The sequence below is a fragment of the Gluconobacter vitians genome, assembly GCF_015244565.1.
Taxonomy (GTDB): Bacteria; Pseudomonadota; Alphaproteobacteria; order Acetobacterales; family Acetobacteraceae; genus Gluconobacter; species Gluconobacter vitians.
Genome location: NZ_JABCQG010000001.1, coordinates 135,047 through 151,821 on the forward strand (window position 1 = coordinate 135,047; position 16,775 = coordinate 151,821).

The window sequence follows — 16,775 nt, forward strand, 5'->3', positions numbered from 1 at the left end:
AACGATGGACCGAGTGGACGCTCCAGCTGAACAGATGACTCCCGCGACAGACGCCGCTGCAGAAGGCCATCAGCTTCCCGAGAGCATCGACATTCTGCAGATCATGCAGTCGATCCCGCATCGTTATCCGTTCCTGCTGATCGACAAGATGGTCGAGATCCATGCCGGGCAGTCTGCGATCGGCATCAAGAACGTCACGGTAAACGAGCCGTTCTTTCAGGGACATTTCCCCTCTCACCCTGTCATGCCGGGTGTGCTGATCGTGGAAGCCATGGCCCAGACCGCAGCCACGCTGGTGGTCATGACGCTGGGCAAGGCCTTTGAAGGCAAGCTGGTCTATTTCATGACGATCGAAAACGCCAAGTTCCGTCGCCCCGTTGGCCCCGGTGACCAGCTCCGGATCCATGTGGACAAGGAACGGTCCCGCGCAAATGTCTGGAAGTTCAAGGGCGTGGCCCGTGTTGACGGGGTAGCCGTGGCCGAAGCGACCTTCAGTGCGATGATTATGGGTTGAGCCTGATGCAGATGGCAGGGAAACGTCCCGAAACCGCCGAAATCCATGCGACCGCAATCGTTGATCCGCGTGCGCGGATTGGTGAAAATGTGCGCATCGGGCCATGGTGCCTGGTGGGACCCAACGTCACGATCGGTGACGGTGTGTGCCTCCACGCTTCTGTTCTTGTGGATGGATACACGACCCTGCGTGAAGATGTGGAGGTCTATCCGTTCGTGACGATCGGTCTGGCTCCGCAGGATCTCAAATATGCCGGCGAACCCACGCTGTGCGAAATCGGCGCCAATACGGTCATCCGGGAAAACGTCACGATCCACCGTGGGACCGCGCAGGGCCATGCGCTGACGCGCATTGGTGCGAACTGCCTGATCATGGCCAATGCGCATGTCGCCCATGACTGCGTGATCGGTGACCGCGTCATCATCGTGAACAACGTCGTCATGGGCGGCCATGTCGAAATTGACGATGACGCGAAGATCATGGGCTCGGCTGCCCTGCACCAGTTTGTCCGGATCGGACGCGGAGCAGTGGTCGGTGGCGTCTGTGGCGTGGAAATGGACGTCATTCCTTACGGAAGCGTTCTGGGAAACCGCGCGCGTCTGGTCGGACTGAACTGGATCGGGCTCAAGCGTTCCGGCGTTGGTCCGGAAGAAATGCAGGCCATGCGTCGTGCGTTCCGCACGCTGTATCCACGTCACGGTGCCAGCGATTCTGTTCTGGAGAGCCGTATCGCCGAAGTCCGCAGGGAATACGGCCATCTTCCCCGCATCGCGGAAATGCTGGACTTCATGGAGGCTCCAAGCCGTCGTGGCCTGACCCGCGTTGCGCGTCAGGAAGGGCAATCCGAAACCGAAGGCGCCTGATGGTGGGCGATCGTGGCTGCATCGGCATTCTGGCAGGCTCGGGACCACTCCCCGCGCAGGTCGCTGCCGCAGCCATCGCCAAGGGTCGAAAGATCTTTATCGTCGGGTTCCGCGATTTCGCTGACCGTGCGCTCCTCGAACCCTACCCACACGAAATCATTCGTCTTGCCGCCGCCGGTGATATTCTCGGGGCTCTCAAACGGCACAACTGCCGCGAACTGGTCCTGATTGGTCCGGTACGGCGTCCCGCCTGGCGCGATCTCCGCCCGGATGCAGAAGGCGCCCGCATCCTTGCACGTCTGGGCCGCGCCATCTTCTCCGGCGATGACGGACTGCTCGGCGCTGTTGTCCGTGTCCTTGGTGAGGAGGGCTTCCATGTCCGTGGCGCTCACGAATTCCTCGAACATGCTACCGGCCGCTCCGGAACCCTCGGCCGCGTCTTTCCCGACGCCCAGGCCAAACAGGATATCGCCCGCGGGGTCGAAGTTCTGAAAGTCATGGCAACCCTGGATATCGGTCAGGGATGCGTTGTCCAGAACGGTCTCGTGCTGGCGGTCGAGGCTCTGGAGGGGACGGACGCCATGCTGGGGCGCTGCGGGCGGCTCATGCAGGCGGGAAGTGGCGGCGTTCTGGTGAAGATGCCCAAGACGGGACAGGACCTACGGGCGGACATGCCGACGATCGGGCCGGAGACACTGGAAAATGCAGCCCGGAACGGATTGCGGGGCGTTGCGTTCCAGCCCGGAGTGACTCTCATGACGGACCCTGCCGGCTGTGTGAAGCTGGCAGATCGTTATGGGCTGTTCCTGTATGGGCTGACGCCGGAAGATCTGAAGGACAAGTGATGAGTACGTTTCTGCATACGATGGTGAGAATCCGGGATATCGACCGGAGTCTAGCATTCTACAAGCTGCTCGGGATGAAAGAACTTCGCCGCAAGGAAGTGCGCGAAGGACGTTATACGCTGGTTTTCATCGGATTCGATGACAACGAACACGGACAGGCCGAGATTGAGCTGACCTATAACTGGGACCAGGAAACCGACTACGAAGTCGGCACCGGGTTCGGGCATTTTGCGATCGGCGTGCCGGATGTGGCGGCACTCGTGGAGACCGTCCGTACGGGTGGTGGCAAGGTGACGCGTGAGGCCGGTCCGCTGAAGTTCGGGACGATCATCATCGCGTTCGTAGAAGACCCGGACGGCTACAAGATTGAGCTTATCGAGAAGAAGTAGAGTTCTTCAGCAGTTTCAGGGCGTTTTCCAGCGCATCGATAATGGTCTGGGCGTTCTGCTGGACGGCTTCGTCGCTGTGAATGCTGAGGATGTCAGCGCAGAGCAGGGCCGGGGCCAGGGCGTTTCGCAGGTCGTGGCGGAAGTTGCTGCTGTCCTGGGGGCGCCTGCGGGCGGGAGCCGTAGCTGAAACTGCTGTGGGGCTGTTGCTGGACTCGGGCATGGGCTGAAGTTCCTTTAGGTCTGGCATTGACATGCAGGGCCTGCGTGCTTACAAGCCCGGGTCTCAATCACCGGGCGTTTCGTGCGCCCGATCGACGCGGATGTCCACAGTTGAGGCGTCCGCCTGGTTTTTAAGGATCAACGTCATGAAGCGCACGTATCAACCCTCCAAGCTGGTTCGCAAGCGTCGTCACGGTTTCCGTACGCGTAGCGAGACTGTCGGCGGCCGCCGCGTACTGGCCAACCGTCGCTCCAAGGGCCGCAAGAAGCTCTCCGCCTGAGCACGACCCAGATCGGTACGACCCATACACCGAGCCGTTTGAAAAAACGGCCGCAGTTTCTGCGTGTAGCCGGGAAGGGGCGCAAGGTCGCCACTCCCGGTATGGTTGTGCAGATCCTGCCGGATGACAAAGCGGCCGAAACCCGCGTTGGTTTCACGGTCACGAAAAAAGTCGGTAATTCTGTTATCCGTAACCGCACCCGCCGTCGCCTCCGCGAGGCCCTGCGCCTTGTCGCGCGGGAAGACGGTCTGCCTTCCGGCGATTTCGTCCTTATCGGACGGGACAGGACCCGGGGGCGCGATTTTTCCCTTCTCAAGGATGATCTGCGTCAGGCTCTTCGCAAGGGGCTGGACAGTAGTTTCAGGGAAAATCCTGGCAAAGGCCGGGATCGGGCGAAATGAGCGCGTCCATGCTCAGGAAAGCCGTTACGGCCCTGATGCTGTCGCTTATTGACGCCTACAAGCTTTTCATCAGCCCGTTCATTGGCAAAAACTGCCGGTTTGATCCGACATGTAGCACCTATGCGCTGACGGTGATCCGCGAGCATGGACCGATCCGTGGCGGATGGCTTGCACTGCGCAGGATCGGGCGCTGTCATCCCTGGTCAGAAGGGGGTGTGGACCTGCCTCCGAAGCCACACCGGCATTAAAAAAGCCCTCCGCCTATTGTTTTGAATGCGGTTTTCGGCCACTTGAGGCGCAAGCCCTATTCAGTGAGACGAAAGACCGGCATCCGCCCGATGGACACCAAACGCATTATTGCGGCCACACTTCTCTCGGCCCTTATCCTGATCGGTTTCGACTATTTCATGCCGAAGCCCCATCAGGACGATCCCCATCCCGTCACACATGCGCCTGCAGCACAGGTTCAGAACAGCGCGCCGACACCGGCTGCGCCGCCCGTCGAGGCTGCTACTGAGACGCAGGCGACTGCGCGGCGCATTCCGGTGACGGGACCGGACGTGCAGGGATCTCTCAACCTGAAGGGCGCGGTGCTGGATGATCTAATCCTCACGAAATATCGCGAGACCCTGGCCAAGGACAGCCCGCTGGTGCGGCTGCTGGACAAGGCGGGGAGTACGCATCCAACCTTCGTCGTGGTCGGCTGGACGAATGCGCCGGGCTCCAATGCCCGCATACCGGACCTGAATACGGTCTGGGAGAGCTCGGACGAGGCGCTGACGCCGGACCATCCGGTGACGCTGCACTGGGATAACGGACAGGGGCTGGTGTTCTCTATCCAGATCAGCCTGGACGAGCACTACATGTTCGCCGTGAGCCAGACGGTCGAGAACCATTCGGGTCAGCCGGTGGCCCTGGTGCCGTTCGAGCGCGTGCAGCGTGATTATGATGCGCCGGAAGGGGCTTTCACCGCGCATGAAGGGCCTATCGCCGTTATCGGTGGCCGGATGCAGGATGAGAGCTACAAGAACCTGCGCAAAGGCGCTGACCATCCGGATCACGTGTCCTGGTCGTCCACGGGTACGAATGGCTGGGATGGCATCAGCGACAAGTTCTGGCTGACGGCCGTGGCTCCTGCTGACGGCACGCCGGTTGCAGCGAGCTTTGCTTACGTGCCGGGAACGCCGGGGTCGTATCAGGTGGGGATGTCCACCCAGAACGCCCAGCAGATCATGCCGAACGGGTCCATCACCGAGAAGAGTCATGTCTTTGCAGGTGCGAAGGTGGTCAGCCTGCTTCAGGGTTACAGCAAGCAGCTTGGCATTCCCGATCTGGACAAGGCAATCGACTTCGGCTGGTTCAGCTTTCTGACCCGCCCGCTGCTGACGCTGCTGCACTGGCTGTATCTGCATCTGGGCAATTTCGGCCTCGCGCTGATGGCGCTGACGCTGATCGTCAAGATCGTTCTCTTCCCACTGGCTTCCAAGGCTGCCCAGTCTTCGGCGCGGATGCGTCTGCTGGCACCGAAGGTCAAGGAGATCCGGGAGAAGAACAAGGACGATCCGATGGCCATGAACCAGAAGGTCATGGCGCTGTATCGTGAAGAGAAAGTGAGCCCGGCGAGCGGCTGTCTGCCAATGCTGATCCAGGCGCCGATCTTCTTCTGCCTGTACAAGATCCTGAACATCAGCATCGATGCGCGTCATGCGCCGTTCTTCGGCTGGATCCATGATCTGTCGATGCCGGACCCGACGAACGTGTTCAACCTGTTCGGACTGCTGCCGTTCGATCCGACGCATTACTCGTCGTTCCTGCATGTCAGCATCTGGGGCACGGCGCTTGGTCTGACGTTCTGGCTGCTGCAGCGCCAGACCAGCTCGACGGCGAGCCTTGATCCGGCACAGGCGCGGATGATGCAGTTCATGCCGCTGGTCTATGTGTTCTTCATGTCCGGCTTCCCGGCCAGTCTTCTGGTCTACTACACCTGGAATAACCTGCTGACGGTTGCGCAGCAGATGTTCATCCAGCGCCGGACGGGTCTGCCCGTTCCGGTGTCACGGACCTGAGGCCAGGCAGAGGCATGATGAAAGAAATCCCGGGGCCGCCGACCGAGGCCCAGATCGAGGACGGGCGACTTCTGTTCGCGGGAGAATGTGAGTTCTTCTTCGGCTCCCAGAAGATCGACCAGCTTCCGCCTGTCGGGCGGCCGGAAGTGGCGTTTGCCGGCCGGTCCAATGTCGGCAAGTCGAGCATCATCAATGCGCTGACGGGGCGTCGTGCGCTGGCACGGGCCTCGTCCGAGCCGGGGCGGACCAAGCAGCTCAACTTTTTCAATCTGGCTGACCGGCTGTCTCTCGTGGATATGCCGGGCTATGGGTTTGCGAAAGCGGCGAAGTCGGTCAAGGAAGACTGGCAGGACATGATGTTCGCCTATCTTCGCGGCCGGACGACGCTGGAGCGGGTCATCCTGCTTCTGGACGCGCGGATCGAGCTCAAGGCCTCGGACAAGGATGTCATGGAGCTGCTGGACCGGGCGGCCGTAGTGTTCCAGATCGTGTTGACCAAATGCGATCAGGTGAAGCCGAAGGCGCTGGCGGCGAAGATTTCAGAAGTCGAGGCGCTGGCGCTTAAGCACGCCGCCGCTTATCCGCGCATCATTGCCACCAGCAGCGAGACCGGTTTCGGGATCGAGGATCTGCGGGCGGAAATCGCCCGTTTTGCCGTGCCACTCCAGACGTCAGGGGAAGGACAGTCCGGATCATGACCAGTAAGACACACAGCGACAAGCTGCCTGAAGTCCCGCCCTCCGTTGACATGGAAGAGGCACAGCAGCAGGCGGCCATTCTTTCCAGCGCGTTGCCATTCCTGCGCCGCTATGCCGGCGATACGATCGTCGTCAAATATGGCGGTCATGCGATGGGTGAGGGCAAGCTGGCGCATGCGTTCGGCTATGACATTTCCCTGCTCAAGCTGGTCGGAATCAATCCGATTGTGGTGCATGGTGGCGGGCCGCAGATCAGCGCCATGCTGGACCGGCTGAAGATCCGTTCGGAGTTCATCGACGGGCTGCGTGTGACCGACAAGTCGATGGTCGATGTGATCGAGATGGTCCTGTCGGGCAGCGTCAACAAGCAGGTGGCAGAGCTCATTAATCGGGCCGGGGCGCTGGCTGTCGGCATTTCCGGCAAGGATGGCGGGCTGATCCAGGCGCGCAAGCTGACCCGGACGAAGCGCGATCCGGGAAGTGAGATCGAGAAAGTCATCGATCTCGGTTTTGTCGGGCAGCCGGAAAAGATTGATCCGCGCGTGCTGTATGCGCTGCTTGGCGCCGGGCTGATCCCCGTGATTGCACCGGTTGGTGTGGGTGCGGAAGGCGAGACCTATAACATCAACGCGGATACTGCGGCTGGCGCGATTGCCGGTGCGGTGCATGCGTCCCGTCTGCTGATGCTGACGGATGTGCCAGGTGTGCTGGATGAGAACGGGAAGCTCATTGAAGAGTTGAGCGCTGATGAGGCCCGGCGACGCATTGCTGACGGGTCGATTTCGGGCGGGATGATCCCCAAGGTCGAGACCTGTCTTGAGGCGGTGCAGAAGGGTGCGAAAGCCGCTGTCATTCTGGATGGCCGCGTGCCGCATAGCTGCCTGCTGGAACTGTTCACGCGGGCCGGCCCGGGAACGCTCATCAAGGCATAAGCGGCCGACACAGAAGAACTGGACTGAGGATTATGGCGCTTCGTGTGAGAAGCGCCATTTTCTGTTTTCAGCCACTCCTTCCTGAAGAGCCTGTATGCCGCGCTCGAGAAGGCTCTCGGCTGTTTCGTCGGCATTAGCTTCCCGGGAGACCAGTCCCAGTTGCAGCGGTAGGTGGACCGGCGGGTCAATCAGGATAGGCATGCCATGCGCCGTCATGCGCTCGGCCCGTTCTGCGGCGGCGAAACGGTCTCCGCCATCCATCCAGAGTGCGAAGGTATTGTTGCTGATGCGGGCGATGGCGTCGGTCGGACGAACGGCCGTGCGCAGGAGGGCAACGCACTGTCTCAGGGCTTCTTCGCCTGCTTCGAAGCCGCGCGTTCTGGAAAGTTCGGTCAGGCCGGGGACGCGGGCGATGATCAGGGTAGCCGCCATGGATTCCTGATCCAGACGGCGCGCGCGACGTTCGATTTCCGCTTTCAGCCCGTTCCAATTCAGCAGGTTCGACGAAATATCGTAGTCGGAATCGGTCAGGATACGGCGATGGATGCTGTCGAGTTCCCAGAAACCGGCCAGCAGGGAGCAGACTGTCTGACAGATCTGCCGGTCCTGCGGCGACCAGGGTTCAGGACGCCAGAGAACCAGACAGAGCTGTTTGAGACTGCGGATATTTTCCCGACAGATCATGACATGACAGGTGCCGGCCCTGAAGGTCGTGGTCCCGGTCTGGCCGGGCTGTGTGGCCAGGAGAGGTTCGATGTCCTCGGGCAGGGAGGATGAACTGAACAGGAGGCTCTTCGGGACAGCCGTATCCAGCAGTGCACCTTCCGTGGACAGGGGAGCCAGGAGGGCTTCCATTGCGGCGGCGGAGGCCAGTCTCGGGACAATGGCCTTGCGCAGGGCTCTGGTGACGGTGGCGAGAATTGCGACCCCATCGCTTTCGGGAAGGGGATTGGGGGCGGCTTCTGGCGGGGCGGCAGGGGTAGGGACCGTGCTGGAAAGACCCGGAGAGACGGCTTTAAGGGTGCCGCGTGTTCCGGTGATCCGGCCTTCATTATCGGTAAACGGGCAGGATGACAGGATGACTGTCAGCGGTGTGCCCTGCGGGGTCGTGATCTGAACGGGGGTGCCGGTGTGGGGCCTGAGAACATCTACGGTGCCGCACAGGGCGCTGAAAGATCGTCCGATCAGGGAAGTCGTGGGTTGGCCGAGCCATGTTTCGGGAGAGATCAGAATGATCCGCCCACGATTGTCGGTTTCGAAGACCAGGTCCACGGCCTGATAGAGCAGGGAGCGCCATCGTTCCCGGCTTTCCAGCGTTGATGCCAGCATGTTCCGCAGTTCCTGCGGAGTTCTGTCAGGCGAGGGTCCGTTCATGAACTGGGACAGCAAGGCACGCATATCAGGCAAGGGTGACACATCCCGCAGAAAGCTCTTGATCGGGCTATTTGGTCAAAGCCCCATGCGTTTTCATAAGCGTGGTGGGTTAAGAAGTCATTAACAACGCGCGGGTATGTGCAGGGCATGGTCTGAGGTAAAGATCCGTTGACATGAAACGCCCTGAACCGCATGGTCCGGCGGATTTCTGCTTCTTCTTACCGGACCGACATGATGCCGAATGCACCTCTTCGTAATGCCATCGAAGCTCTGTGGGAGCGCCGCACGACTCTCAGCGCCCGTACGGAAGGCGAAGACCGCGACGTCGTGGAAAAAGCCCTTGCAGCGCTGGATTCCGGCACGCTGCGTGTGGCCGAGCCTTCCGAAAACGGCTGGATCGTTCATGAATGGCTGAAAAAGGCTGTTCTGCTCTCCTTCCGTCTGAAGGACAGCCGGGTCATGGAGCGCGGTTGCGGTGGTGAGCCGGCCTTTGACAAGGTTCCGCTGAAGTTCGATGGCTGGGACCAGTTCCGCTTCGCCGAGGCTGGCTTCCGCGCGGTTCCCGGGGCAATCGTGCGCCGTTCCGCATTCATTGCGCCGAATGTGGTGCTGATGCCGAGCTTCGTGAATGTCGGCGCGCGCGTGGACAGTGGCACGATGATCGATACCTGGGCGACGGTCGGGTCCTGTGCGCAGATCGGCAAGAACTGTCATATCAGCGGTGGCGCGGGCATTGGTGGCGTTCTGGAGCCGCTGCAGGCTGCTCCGGTCATCATCGAAGACGACTGCTTCATCGGTGCACGTTCGGAAGTGGCCGAGGGCGTGGTTGTCGAGAAGGGTTCTGTTCTGTCGATGGGTGTGTTCCTGGGTGCATCCACGAAGATCGTGGACCGTGCGACGGGCGAAATCTTCATGGGCCGGGTTCCGGCTTATTCCGTGGTTGTGCCGGGCACGCTGCCGCCGAAGGAGCCGGGCATGCCGTCTCTGGCCTGTGCAGTAATCGTCAAGCGTGTGGACGAGCGGACGCGGTCCAAGACCTCCATTAACGATCTGCTGCGCGACTGATCCGATGTCGGTCCCGTCCTTTCCTGTCGATCCGGTGGCACTGGCGCGGGATCTGCTGCGCTGCCCATCCGTGACGCCTGCCGATGGTGGTGCTCAGGCGCTGCTGGCGGACGTGCTGGAGGGGATGGGGTTCGAGGTGTTCCATTTGCCTTTCGGGCCTTCGGATGCGCAGACGCCCAATCTTTATGCACGGCTGGGCGAAGGACACCCTTCGCTCTGTTTTGCGGGACATACCGATGTCGTGCCGCCGGGCAAGGGTTGGGCGCATGATCCGTTTGCGGCCGTGGTTCAGGACGGCCGGCTTTATGGACGTGGGATCGCGGACATGAAGGGCGGGGTGGCCTGTTTCGTGGCAGCCGTTGCGCGGCGTCTGGAGCAGGGGCCGCTTAAGGGTTCCGTCTCGCTGCTGATTACGGGAGATGAGGAAGGTCCGGCGCATTTCGGGACGAAGCCGGTCATTGAATGGCTGGCAGAGCGGGATGAATTGCCGGATTTCTGTCTGCTGGGTGAGCCGACGAACCCCGAGGCTCTGGGTGATGTCATCAAGATCGGCCGTCGGGGCAGCATGAATGCTGTCGTGACCGTGCACGGGACGCAGGGACATGTGGCCTATCCGCATCTGGTGGATAATCCGGTTCATCGTCTTCTGGCGGCATTTTCCGAGCTGACGGCGCGGGAGCTGGATACGGGGAGCGAATGGTTTGCACCATCTTCCCTGCAGGTCACGAGCATCGATGTCGGGAATGGTGCGACCAATGTCATTCCGGCGCAGGCCGTCGGACGGCTGAATATCCGGTTTAATGATCTGCATACCGGGGCAGCGCTGACGGCGTGGATCAAGGATGTGGTCGGGCGTCATGCCCCTTCGGCGGACGTGCAGGTGTCGATCAGTGGCGAGGCGTTTCTGACGCAGCCCAGAGAGGCGGTCACGTGCCTGTCGGACGCCGTGCGGCAGGTGACGGGTCAGACGCCTCGGCTTGATACCGGTGGCGGGACGTCGGATGCGCGGTTCATTTCGCAGCACTGCCCGGTCGCAGAATTCGGGCTGGTGGGCGCGACCATGCACAAGCGTGACGAGCATGTGGAGCTAGGGACGTTGGAAGACCTGACGCGGATCTATCTGACGTTCATGGAAGGATACGGATTGTGAATTCCGGACGGCCAGGTCCGTTTCCTCCTACCGGAAACATGGCCATTCCGCTGGGTGTATGGCTGCTGGGACGGGGGCGGTCCGAAGGGATCAACTGTTTCGCACCCGGAGCAGGAGCCCTGTTCGCGGCTCTGGCGCCGACGATTGCGTTGGCGGTTATCGGGGTGTGGATGGCATTCATGCTGCCGCCCGCCGAACGGCTCATGGGACTGGTGCGGGCTGTGGTACCGCTGGTCTGCACGCTATTGCAGCTCGTGGTGTCGGAACTTTATGCAGGCGCCCTGAGCCGCAAGGGTCTGTGGACGCGCTATGCCACGGCCTCGCTGTGGTGCGGGTGGCTGCCACTGGTCATGCTGATCATGGCCCAAGGCGTGCTGCATCTCGTGCTGCCGGGGGCCGCGGCGTCCAGCCAGGCTCTGGGTGGCCTCGCTTTCGGAGCGCAGCTCTATACGCTGTGGTTGACCTGGTATGTGACGAAGGTCGGGCTTGTGACGACGGGCTGGCAGGCTTTTGTCATGACCGTTCTGCAGACCCTGCCGGTGGGGGGACTGCTCTGGGTCCTGTGGCTGCTGCCGCCGCATTACAATGCGGTTGTCGATCTGCTCGGGCTGTCGTCCTAGAAGCGGTTGAAGGGATCGTCGGGATAGCCGACATCCATCAGGCAGAGCCCCTCGGGCGGGGCGGTCTGTCCGGCCGCGCAGCGGTCTTTTGCTTCCAGAATTTCAATGATCTTTTCGACCGGCCACTGACGTGAGCCGATCATCATCAGGGTGCCGGCCATGTTGCGGACCTGATGGTGCAGGAATGAGCGCGCCTTCGTGTCGATCATGACCAGTTCGCCATCGCGGTGGATGTTCAGAACGTCCAGCGTGCGGATGGGGCTTTTGGCCTGACAGGCGACGGCGCGGAAGGATGTGAAGTCATGCGGGCCGAGGAGATGGTTCGCGGCCTGCTGCATGAGGTCGACGTCCAGCGGGCGCTTGATGTGCCAGACACGGTTTTCCATCAGCCCTGGACGGGCGGGACGGTTGAGGATCGTGTAGCGATAGCTACGCCAGGTCGCGGAGAAACGTGCGTTCCATTCCGGGCCGACTTTCGCCGTTTCCAGCACGACGACGCGGTGCGGCTTGAGATGATAGCCCATGCCATCGCGGATCTGCCGGGCGTCGATCGGGGCGTCATCCGGAAAATCGAGATGGATGACCATGCCTGCCGCATGCACACCAGCATCCGTGCGTCCGGCGGTAATGCTGGGGACGGGACGGTTGCGGACCAGTTTCGAAGCGGCGGCTTCGATCAGGCCCTGAATGGAGGTGCCGTCGTTCTGCTTCTGCCAGCCGAGATAGCCGGTGCCGTCATATTCGATCCGCAGGGCCCAGCGGTTCAGACCCGTGGGCTCGGCGGCAGGTTCAGCGAGAGGCTCCGCAACCTGCGTGTCAGACAAGGCGCGTGCCTTTCGGCACGGGCTGGCCGCGCAGGAAGTCGGAAGCGGACATCATGCTGCGACCGGGTTTCTGCAAACGGTCGATGCGCAGGGCACCGGTGCCGCAGGCGATGGTGAGGTTGTCATCGAGCGTGGTGCCCGGGGCAGCGTTATGGCTTTCGGCAGGGAGCGGGGTAGCTGCGCCGATCTTGAGGACGACATCGTCGAGCGTGGTGAACGCGCCGGGCCAAGGCGTCAGGCCACGGATCTGGCGGTCGATCTCGGCGGCGCTGCGCGTCCAGTCGATACGGCCGTGATCGCGGGTCAGGCGCTCGGCATAGGTGACGCCCTCTTCGGGCTGCGGAACAGGTTTCGGCTGTTCGGCGAGCGCACGGACGACCAGACGGCCACCGATTTCGGACAGGCGGTCATGCAGCGTGCTGGCAGTGTCGGTCGCGCTGATAGGGGTGGATTCTTCCAGCAGGACAGCGCCGGTGTCGAGGCCCTCATCCATCTGCATGATGGAAACACCGCTCTGGCTGTCGCCTGCGACGATGGCGGACTGGATGGGCGACGCGCCACGCCAGCGGGGCAGGAGGCTCGCATGGATGTTCAGGCAGCCCAGACGCGGGGCGTCCAGCATCGCTTTTGGCAGGATGAGGCCATAGGCGGCGACCACGGCGGCATCGGCATTCAGGGCGGCGAAGGCTTCGTGTTCGGCCGTGTCGCGGCGGACGCGTGCGGGCGTACGCACCTTGATCCCGGCGGCTTCGGCGGCTTCATGGACCGGCGAGCGGCGAAGCGCCTTGCCGCGTCCTGCCGGGCGGGGCGGCTGCGTATAGACCGCGACCACGTCGTGACCAGCGTCGAGCAAAGCGTGCAGCGCCGGGACCGAAAAGTCCGGCGTTCCCATAAAGATCAGCCGCATCGGGGATCAGTGCCTTCTGAGTTTCTGCTCTTTGGCCAGGCGGCGCATGATCATGTTGCGCTTGAGCGTCGAGAGGTGATCGACGAACAGGATGCCGTCGAGATGGTCCATCTCGTGCTGGATGCAGGTGGCGAGCAGGCCGGATGCATCGCGCTCGATCGTTTCGCCCGCAAGGTTGCGGTAGCGTATGCGGATCGATTCGGGGCGGACGACTTCGGCATACTGGTTCGGCAGGGAGAGGCAACCTTCCTCACGCGCGGCAAGCTGATCGGAATCAGAAATGATTTGCGGGTTGATCAGCAGCATGGGCTCACGCGGTGCGTCTTCCTCGGCCACATCCACCAGGGCGAAGCGCATGCCAAGCCCGACCTGAGGGGCGGCCAAGCCGATGCCTGGAGCCTTGTACATGGCGGAAAACATGCCCGGAAGCTGATCGCGGATGAAGGCGATGTCTTCGGGGCGCACGTCGCGGGTGACCTCCCGCAGCACGGGCTGGGGGGCGATCAGGATTGGGGTGGGCGGCACATCGTCGATGCCGGACAGGAAATCGAATTCGCTCATGTCCTGCGATGTAGCGAGCGAAGGCGCCGAATGCCAGTCCAAGATAAGGTTTGAGTGCAGGTTTTCCATACGGTCCCGCATGGGCAGAACTTGCATCTGTATGCTGTGACACCATATCGTAGGGTCAGCCGGTTGCCGCAGAATGGGACCGGCCCTGTCTACGTCTCGCTCATGGAGGAGGCATAAGCCCTATGTCCGGTCGCCTGTTCACGTCCCCGATGTTCCTCGGTTTCGATCACCTCGAGCAGATGCTTGAGCGTGCCGCGAAATCAACGTCTGACGGGTATCCCCCTTACAATATCGAGCAGCTCAGCTCCACGGCCCTGCGCATTACGCTGGCAGTGGCAGGGTTTGTCATGGACGATCTGCAGATCACGCAGGAAGACAATCAGCTCGTGATCCGCGGGCGTCAGGCAGACGACAGTCAGGGACGCATTTTCCTGCATCGCGGGATTGCGGCGCGGCAGTTCCACAAGGCATTCGTGCTGGCGGAAGGCATCGAAATCGGCGGCGCATGGCTTGATAACGGCCTGCTGCATATCGATCTTCTGCGTCCGGAGCCGGAAGTGCGCGTGAAGCGGATTGCCATTTCGCAGGGGCGGCGCAGCCCCGCACCAAGGCCGACGGTCCATCATGAAGTGGTGCCCCCTGTTGTGAAGACGCGGCGTACGACGCGGCCGGCCCGCGATATCGACGACGAATAGGTCCGGTACGCGCCTCTGCCGGCCAGATTTTCTATAGACTGAACCCCAGGGCCAGGCGGCATGAACCGCCATGGCTTCAGAAGGAACCTGACTTGAACAATCCCTTCGAAAACGGTGATCGTTCGGACGATAAACTCCCCGCGGATCTGCGACGCATCACGGAGCCGCAGCTCCTGACGCTGGGCATGTCCCACCTCGCCTATGTCAAATCCGTCATGCATGACGGAGAACTGATCGTGGCCATCCATGCTGCCGACGGCACGCCCATGGCGGTCGCGGACGATGAGGAGAGCGCCCTTGATGCGATCCTCGAGCATGAAATGATCCCGACCCTGCTTCAGTAACTCCAGCTAAAAGGTCATGCCCGTGAGCAAGAACGCCGATATTTCCCGTCACCTCGAAGAAGAGCGCCTTGCGGGCGTAGTGGTCCATAACGGGCTCGCCTATCTTGCCGGTCAGGTTGCGGATGACGCCAGCCTCGATACAGAAGGGCAGACGATCGACATCCTGCGCCAGATTGACGCACTTCTGGCGTCTCTGGGAACAGACAAAAGCCGGATCCTGTCGGTGCAGATTTTCCTGACGGATATCGGAGAGATTGGCGCGATGAACCGGGCTTGGGACGCCTGGCTGGACCCGGCGAGCAAGCCGGCGCGGGCCACGGTTGAGGCAAAGCTGGCGGTGCAGGAATGGCGCGTTGAGATGACGGCGATTGCGGCGCTGAAATAATCTGCGTTTTCGGGTTTGTTTGGAAATAAAAAAGCCGCCCTTCTGGTTTGGAAGGGCGGCTTTTTGCGTCCAGATATCTGTTGTGTGGTGCCGCATTTCAGGGAGGCGACGATTTTTCGGAACGATCTGCTTCAAGAAAGCCCTCGACAGCCTGTGAGAAATTTTCAGGCTGATCCAGCATGATGAAGTGGAAACTGCCATCGATCCGTCTGAAACGGGCCTGTGGAGACGTGGCATAGGCCGTGTGAAAGAGCGCGTCGATCTGCGATGCGGGAACCCCGTAAAGCGGGTCGTATGCATAGACGACATCCACGGGAACAGTAATGTGGCTAAGTTCCGGGCGCAGATCGGTCGTCATCAGTTCATAGATGGCATCCGCCACGGTCTTGCGATCTGAAGCGAGGGATGCTCTGACCAGAGCGGGTCTGACTGCTTCGGTTTTGGCGAGACGTGCGATGGTAGCGGTCTGAGAAGCTTCCATCTGCGCGTCGGGTGTTGCAAGCAGCGCTGCCCGGAATGCTGTTGCACGTGGCCTGGCGGTCTCGCTGGTAGCCGCAGGATCAAGCAGCAAGGCGTAAAAAGGCAGGGCGTCCACGATGATCAGGCGGCTGATCAGTTTCGGGTGGCGCGCGCCCAGCATGAGCGCCACTTCACCGCCAAGGGAATGGCCGATGATGACTGGCATCCTGATATGCTGGTGCTGGATGTAATCTGCGATCGCTTCAGCGGCAGACGCTGCGACCTGCGTATTCTGGCCGGGTATGGCAGGAGAACCGGCAAAGCCTGCCACCTGAATCAGATGCAGGCGGTAATGCCGGCGTAATCTGCTGGCAAGACCAGCCCAGACGTCGCGCGAGGAAGCAAGTCCGGGGACAAGGACGATATCCGGTCCGGTCCCTTCGGTTGCAACTGAGATGTTGCCGTATGTCCGGACGGACGGCAGGGAAAAGACTGGGCCTGCTGTGGAGCTGAGTGGCATGGAAATGGCAATAGGCCTGCGGCAAAAAGGGTTCGGGCGTGCAGTGAGTTTTTCATGCTGTCACGGTTCCGGCTGGAAAATGTCTTCGATCCGCAGACCGAAAACTCTTGCGATGGTGAATGCCAGTGGGAGGCTGGGATCGTATCGACCGTTTTCGATGGCATTGACGGTCTGGCGCGAGACCGACAGCGCTTCGGCCAGATCGCCCTGACTCCAGTCGTGGTCGCGCCTCAGTTTCCTGATCCGATTGATCATCAATAGCGCCGCCGGGCAATTACAAGCCCTAGGACCCAGAGGGCACCCATGATGGGCCAAACCTGAAAAGCCCGCAGATGGGGAAGGCCCGCGCCCTCGGCAAATCCCCAGCCGAACGTGATGAGGGCCGTTCCAAGGAAAGAGATTGCGATGGCGTCGAACTGGATGCGCCGCTGCATCTCGTCCATCCGCCATAACTCGCGCAAAATGGCCCATGCTGCGGCAAAGGCGCCGAGCATCGGCACCAGATTGATCAGCAGTCTGGGAATACCCACAGGGTGCAGCGCATACTCGAGGGCTGCGGCAGCGATCAGCAGGCCCGCATAGAGTGCCAGCGCGCAGCCAAGCCCGAAAAGATACTGTCTGGATCGAAACATGAGACCCTCCCTGTAAAGGGTC

Annotated in this window: 24 protein-coding genes; 16 read left to right on the plus strand and 8 right to left on the minus strand. The window is 61.4% G+C overall.

The genetic code is table 11. The annotated features are described in order from the left end of the window. The first annotated feature begins 34 nt into the window (after nt 1-34). Genes fabZ through gloA form a run of 4 tightly spaced genes read left to right on the plus strand, consistent with a single transcriptional unit; the run spans nt 35 to nt 2,611 of the window. Nucleotides 35-514, plus strand: a complete 480-nt coding sequence (fabZ, locus tag HKD24_RS00690; protein WP_141306749.1) for a 3-hydroxyacyl-ACP dehydratase FabZ — start codon at nt 35-37, stop codon at nt 512-514. 5 nt (nt 515-519) lie between these two features. After that, nucleotides 520-1,377, plus strand: a complete 858-nt coding sequence (lpxA, locus tag HKD24_RS00695; RefSeq protein WP_194258711.1) for an acyl-ACP--UDP-N-acetylglucosamine O-acyltransferase — start codon at nt 520-522, stop codon at nt 1,375-1,377. Further along, nucleotides 1,377-2,222, plus strand: a complete 846-nt coding sequence (locus HKD24_RS00700; RefSeq protein WP_194258567.1) for an LpxI family protein — start codon at nt 1,377-1,379, stop codon at nt 2,220-2,222. The genes lpxA and HKD24_RS00700 overlap by 1 nt, the downstream gene beginning before the upstream one ends. After that, nucleotides 2,222-2,611, plus strand: coding sequence for a lactoylglutathione lyase (gene gloA, locus HKD24_RS00705; protein WP_153431175.1), 390 nt, complete (start codon nt 2,222-2,224; stop codon nt 2,609-2,611). Before HKD24_RS00700 ends, gloA begins: the two co-directional genes overlap by 1 nt. On the opposite strand, the gene HKD24_RS00710 is transcribed toward gloA, so the two are convergent. Continuing rightward, nucleotides 2,595-2,831, minus strand: coding sequence for a hypothetical protein (locus HKD24_RS00710; protein WP_228124073.1), 237 nt, complete (start codon nt 2,829-2,831; stop codon nt 2,595-2,597). The two genes, gloA and HKD24_RS00710, sit on opposite strands and share 17 nt — an antisense overlap. 145 nt (nt 2,832-2,976) lie before the next feature. Here HKD24_RS00710 and rpmH point away from each other — a divergent pair, with 145 nt between their 5' ends. From rpmH to argB, 6 genes are all read left to right on the plus strand, one after another. After that, nucleotides 2,977-3,111 carry a 50S ribosomal protein L34 gene (rpmH, locus tag HKD24_RS00715; protein WP_011253345.1) on the plus strand — a complete coding sequence of 45 codons (135 nt, stop codon included), beginning with the start codon at nt 2,977-2,979 and terminating at the stop codon, nt 3,109-3,111. Nucleotides 3,112-3,149: 38 nt separating this feature from the next. Continuing rightward, nucleotides 3,150-3,512, plus strand: coding sequence for a ribonuclease P protein component (gene rnpA, locus HKD24_RS00720; RefSeq protein ID WP_265589035.1), 363 nt, complete (start codon nt 3,150-3,152; stop codon nt 3,510-3,512). Further along, on the plus strand, nt 3,509-3,760 hold the full coding sequence (gene yidD / locus HKD24_RS00725) for a membrane protein insertion efficiency factor YidD (RefSeq protein ID WP_228124074.1): 252 nt from the start codon (nt 3,509-3,511) through the stop codon (nt 3,758-3,760). Before rnpA ends, yidD begins: the two co-directional genes overlap by 4 nt. A 90-nt stretch (nt 3,761-3,850) precedes the next feature. Next, a complete protein-coding gene (yidC, locus tag HKD24_RS00730; RefSeq protein WP_194258568.1) occupies nt 3,851-5,578 on the plus strand; it encodes a membrane protein insertase YidC in 1,728 nt (575 codons plus the stop codon). Between the two features lie 17 nt (nt 5,579-5,595). After that, complete coding sequence (gene yihA / locus HKD24_RS00735) at nt 5,596-6,276, plus strand: ribosome biogenesis GTP-binding protein YihA/YsxC (RefSeq protein WP_194258715.1); 681 nt, start codon at nt 5,596-5,598, stop codon at nt 6,274-6,276. After that, a complete protein-coding gene (gene argB / locus HKD24_RS00740) occupies nt 6,273-7,208 on the plus strand; it encodes an acetylglutamate kinase (protein ID WP_194258569.1) in 936 nt (311 codons plus the stop codon). The genes yihA and argB overlap by 4 nt, the downstream gene beginning before the upstream one ends. 30 nt (nt 7,209-7,238) lie before the next feature. Here the strand turns inward: argB and HKD24_RS00745 are convergent, their stop codons facing one another. Then, the gene (locus HKD24_RS00745) at nt 7,239-8,537 is read right to left on the minus strand and encodes a sensor domain-containing diguanylate cyclase (RefSeq protein WP_228124075.1); all 1,299 of its coding nucleotides are present in this window, start codon (nt 8,535-8,537) and stop codon (nt 7,239-7,241) included. 279 nt (nt 8,538-8,816) lie between these two features. Here HKD24_RS00745 and dapD point away from each other — a divergent pair, with 279 nt between their 5' ends. Genes dapD through HKD24_RS00760 form a run of 3 tightly spaced genes read left to right on the plus strand, consistent with a single transcriptional unit; the run spans nt 8,817 to nt 11,417 of the window. After that, the gene (gene dapD / locus HKD24_RS00750; RefSeq protein WP_194258716.1) at nt 8,817-9,647 is read left to right on the plus strand and encodes a 2,3,4,5-tetrahydropyridine-2,6-dicarboxylate N-succinyltransferase; all 831 of its coding nucleotides are present in this window, start codon (nt 8,817-8,819) and stop codon (nt 9,645-9,647) included. Between the two features lie 4 nt (nt 9,648-9,651). Beyond that, nucleotides 9,652-10,797 (plus strand): succinyl-diaminopimelate desuccinylase, encoded by a 1,146-nt coding sequence (gene dapE / locus HKD24_RS00755; RefSeq protein ID WP_194258571.1) that lies wholly within the window; start codon nt 9,652-9,654, stop codon nt 10,795-10,797. Nucleotides 10,798-10,835: 38 nt separating this feature from the next. Beyond that, a complete protein-coding gene (locus HKD24_RS00760; protein WP_194258572.1) occupies nt 10,836-11,417 on the plus strand; it encodes a hypothetical protein in 582 nt (193 codons plus the stop codon). Here HKD24_RS00760 and truA read toward each other — a convergent pair. Genes truA through def form a run of 3 tightly spaced genes read right to left on the minus strand, consistent with a single transcriptional unit; the run spans nt 11,414 to nt 13,709 of the window. Further along, on the minus strand, nt 11,414-12,241 hold the full coding sequence (truA, locus tag HKD24_RS00765; protein WP_194258573.1) for a tRNA pseudouridine(38-40) synthase TruA: 828 nt from the start codon (nt 12,239-12,241) through the stop codon (nt 11,414-11,416). The genes HKD24_RS00760 and truA overlap by 4 nt on opposite strands. Continuing rightward, complete coding sequence (gene fmt, locus HKD24_RS00770) at nt 12,234-13,148, minus strand: methionyl-tRNA formyltransferase (RefSeq protein ID WP_194258574.1); 915 nt, start codon at nt 13,146-13,148, stop codon at nt 12,234-12,236. Before fmt ends, truA begins: the two co-directional genes overlap by 8 nt. Before the next feature lie 6 nt (nt 13,149-13,154). Further along, nucleotides 13,155-13,709 carry a peptide deformylase gene (gene def, locus HKD24_RS00775; RefSeq protein WP_194258717.1) on the minus strand — a complete coding sequence of 185 codons (555 nt, stop codon included), beginning with the start codon at nt 13,707-13,709 and terminating at the stop codon, nt 13,155-13,157. Nucleotides 13,710-13,900: 191 nt separating this feature from the next. Here def and HKD24_RS00780 point away from each other — a divergent pair, with 191 nt between their 5' ends. The 3 genes from HKD24_RS00780 to HKD24_RS00790 all read left to right on the plus strand — a co-directional run bounded on the left by HKD24_RS00780 (nt 13,901) and on the right by HKD24_RS00790 (nt 15,142). Continuing rightward, nucleotides 13,901-14,413, plus strand: a complete 513-nt coding sequence (locus HKD24_RS00780) for an Hsp20 family protein (RefSeq protein ID WP_194258575.1) — start codon at nt 13,901-13,903, stop codon at nt 14,411-14,413. Nucleotides 14,414-14,505: 92 nt separating this feature from the next. Further along, a complete protein-coding gene (locus HKD24_RS00785; RefSeq protein ID WP_062508757.1) occupies nt 14,506-14,757 on the plus strand; it encodes a DUF1150 family protein in 252 nt (83 codons plus the stop codon). A gap of 16 nt (nt 14,758-14,773) precedes the next feature. Continuing rightward, nucleotides 14,774-15,142, plus strand: a complete 369-nt coding sequence (locus tag HKD24_RS00790; RefSeq protein ID WP_194258576.1) for a RidA family protein — start codon at nt 14,774-14,776, stop codon at nt 15,140-15,142. Nucleotides 15,143-15,239: 97 nt separating this feature from the next. Here HKD24_RS00790 and HKD24_RS00795 read toward each other — a convergent pair whose 3' ends face one another. The 3 genes from HKD24_RS00795 to HKD24_RS00805 are packed head-to-tail and all read right to left on the minus strand — an operon-like array spanning nt 15,240 to nt 16,753. After that, nucleotides 15,240-16,121, minus strand: coding sequence for an alpha/beta fold hydrolase (locus tag HKD24_RS00795; protein ID WP_194258577.1), 882 nt, complete (start codon nt 16,119-16,121; stop codon nt 15,240-15,242). A gap of 60 nt (nt 16,122-16,181) precedes the next feature. Further along, a complete protein-coding gene (locus HKD24_RS00800; protein ID WP_194258578.1) occupies nt 16,182-16,376 on the minus strand; it encodes a helix-turn-helix transcriptional regulator in 195 nt (64 codons plus the stop codon). Next, on the minus strand, nt 16,376-16,753 hold the full coding sequence (locus HKD24_RS00805) for a hypothetical protein (protein WP_194258579.1): 378 nt from the start codon (nt 16,751-16,753) through the stop codon (nt 16,376-16,378). The genes HKD24_RS00800 and HKD24_RS00805 overlap by 1 nt, the downstream gene beginning before the upstream one ends. Nucleotides 16,754-16,775 lie beyond the last annotated feature (22 nt).

What these genes read in the sequence shown, in the direction of transcription:
- fabZ (WP_141306749.1), top strand. Translation starts at nt 35, where the DNA reads ATGACTCCCGCGACAGACGCCGCTGCAGAAGGCCATCAGCTTCCCGAG.
- lpxA (WP_194258711.1), top strand. Translation starts at nt 520, where the DNA reads ATGCAGATGGCAGGGAAACGTCCCGAAACCGCCGAAATCCATGCGACC.
- HKD24_RS00700 (WP_194258567.1), top strand. Translation starts at nt 1,377, where the DNA reads ATGGTGGGCGATCGTGGCTGCATCGGCATTCTGGCAGGCTCGGGACCA.
- gloA (WP_153431175.1), top strand. Translation starts at nt 2,222, where the DNA reads ATGAGTACGTTTCTGCATACGATGGTGAGAATCCGGGATATCGACCGG.
- HKD24_RS00710 (WP_228124073.1), bottom strand. Translation starts at nt 2,831, where the DNA reads ATGCCCGAGTCCAGCAACAGCCCCACAGCAGTTTCAGCTACGGCTCCC.
- rpmH (WP_011253345.1), top strand. Translation starts at nt 2,977, where the DNA reads ATGAAGCGCACGTATCAACCCTCCAAGCTGGTTCGCAAGCGTCGTCAC.
- yidD (WP_228124074.1), top strand. Translation starts at nt 3,509, where the DNA reads ATGAGCGCGTCCATGCTCAGGAAAGCCGTTACGGCCCTGATGCTGTCG.
- yidC (WP_194258568.1), top strand. Translation starts at nt 3,851, where the DNA reads ATGGACACCAAACGCATTATTGCGGCCACACTTCTCTCGGCCCTTATC.
- yihA (WP_194258715.1), top strand. Translation starts at nt 5,596, where the DNA reads ATGAAAGAAATCCCGGGGCCGCCGACCGAGGCCCAGATCGAGGACGGG.
- argB (WP_194258569.1), top strand. Translation starts at nt 6,273, where the DNA reads ATGACCAGTAAGACACACAGCGACAAGCTGCCTGAAGTCCCGCCCTCC.
- HKD24_RS00745 (WP_228124075.1), bottom strand. Translation starts at nt 8,537, where the DNA reads ATGCTGGCATCAACGCTGGAAAGCCGGGAACGATGGCGCTCCCTGCTC.
- dapD (WP_194258716.1), top strand. Translation starts at nt 8,817, where the DNA reads ATGCCGAATGCACCTCTTCGTAATGCCATCGAAGCTCTGTGGGAGCGC.
- dapE (WP_194258571.1), top strand. Translation starts at nt 9,652, where the DNA reads ATGTCGGTCCCGTCCTTTCCTGTCGATCCGGTGGCACTGGCGCGGGAT.
- HKD24_RS00760 (WP_194258572.1), top strand. Translation starts at nt 10,836, where the DNA reads ATGGCCATTCCGCTGGGTGTATGGCTGCTGGGACGGGGGCGGTCCGAA.
- fmt (WP_194258574.1), bottom strand. Translation starts at nt 13,148, where the DNA reads ATGCGGCTGATCTTTATGGGAACGCCGGACTTTTCGGTCCCGGCGCTG.
- def (WP_194258717.1), bottom strand. Translation starts at nt 13,709, where the DNA reads ATGAGCGAATTCGATTTCCTGTCCGGCATCGACGATGTGCCGCCCACC.
- HKD24_RS00780 (WP_194258575.1), top strand. Translation starts at nt 13,901, where the DNA reads ATGTCCGGTCGCCTGTTCACGTCCCCGATGTTCCTCGGTTTCGATCAC.
- HKD24_RS00790 (WP_194258576.1), top strand. Translation starts at nt 14,774, where the DNA reads ATGCCCGTGAGCAAGAACGCCGATATTTCCCGTCACCTCGAAGAAGAG.
- HKD24_RS00795 (WP_194258577.1), bottom strand. Translation starts at nt 16,121, where the DNA reads ATGCCACTCAGCTCCACAGCAGGCCCAGTCTTTTCCCTGCCGTCCGTC.
- HKD24_RS00800 (WP_194258578.1), bottom strand. Translation starts at nt 16,376, where the DNA reads ATGATCAATCGGATCAGGAAACTGAGGCGCGACCACGACTGGAGTCAG.
- HKD24_RS00805 (WP_194258579.1), bottom strand. Translation starts at nt 16,753, where the DNA reads ATGTTTCGATCCAGACAGTATCTTTTCGGGCTTGGCTGCGCGCTGGCA.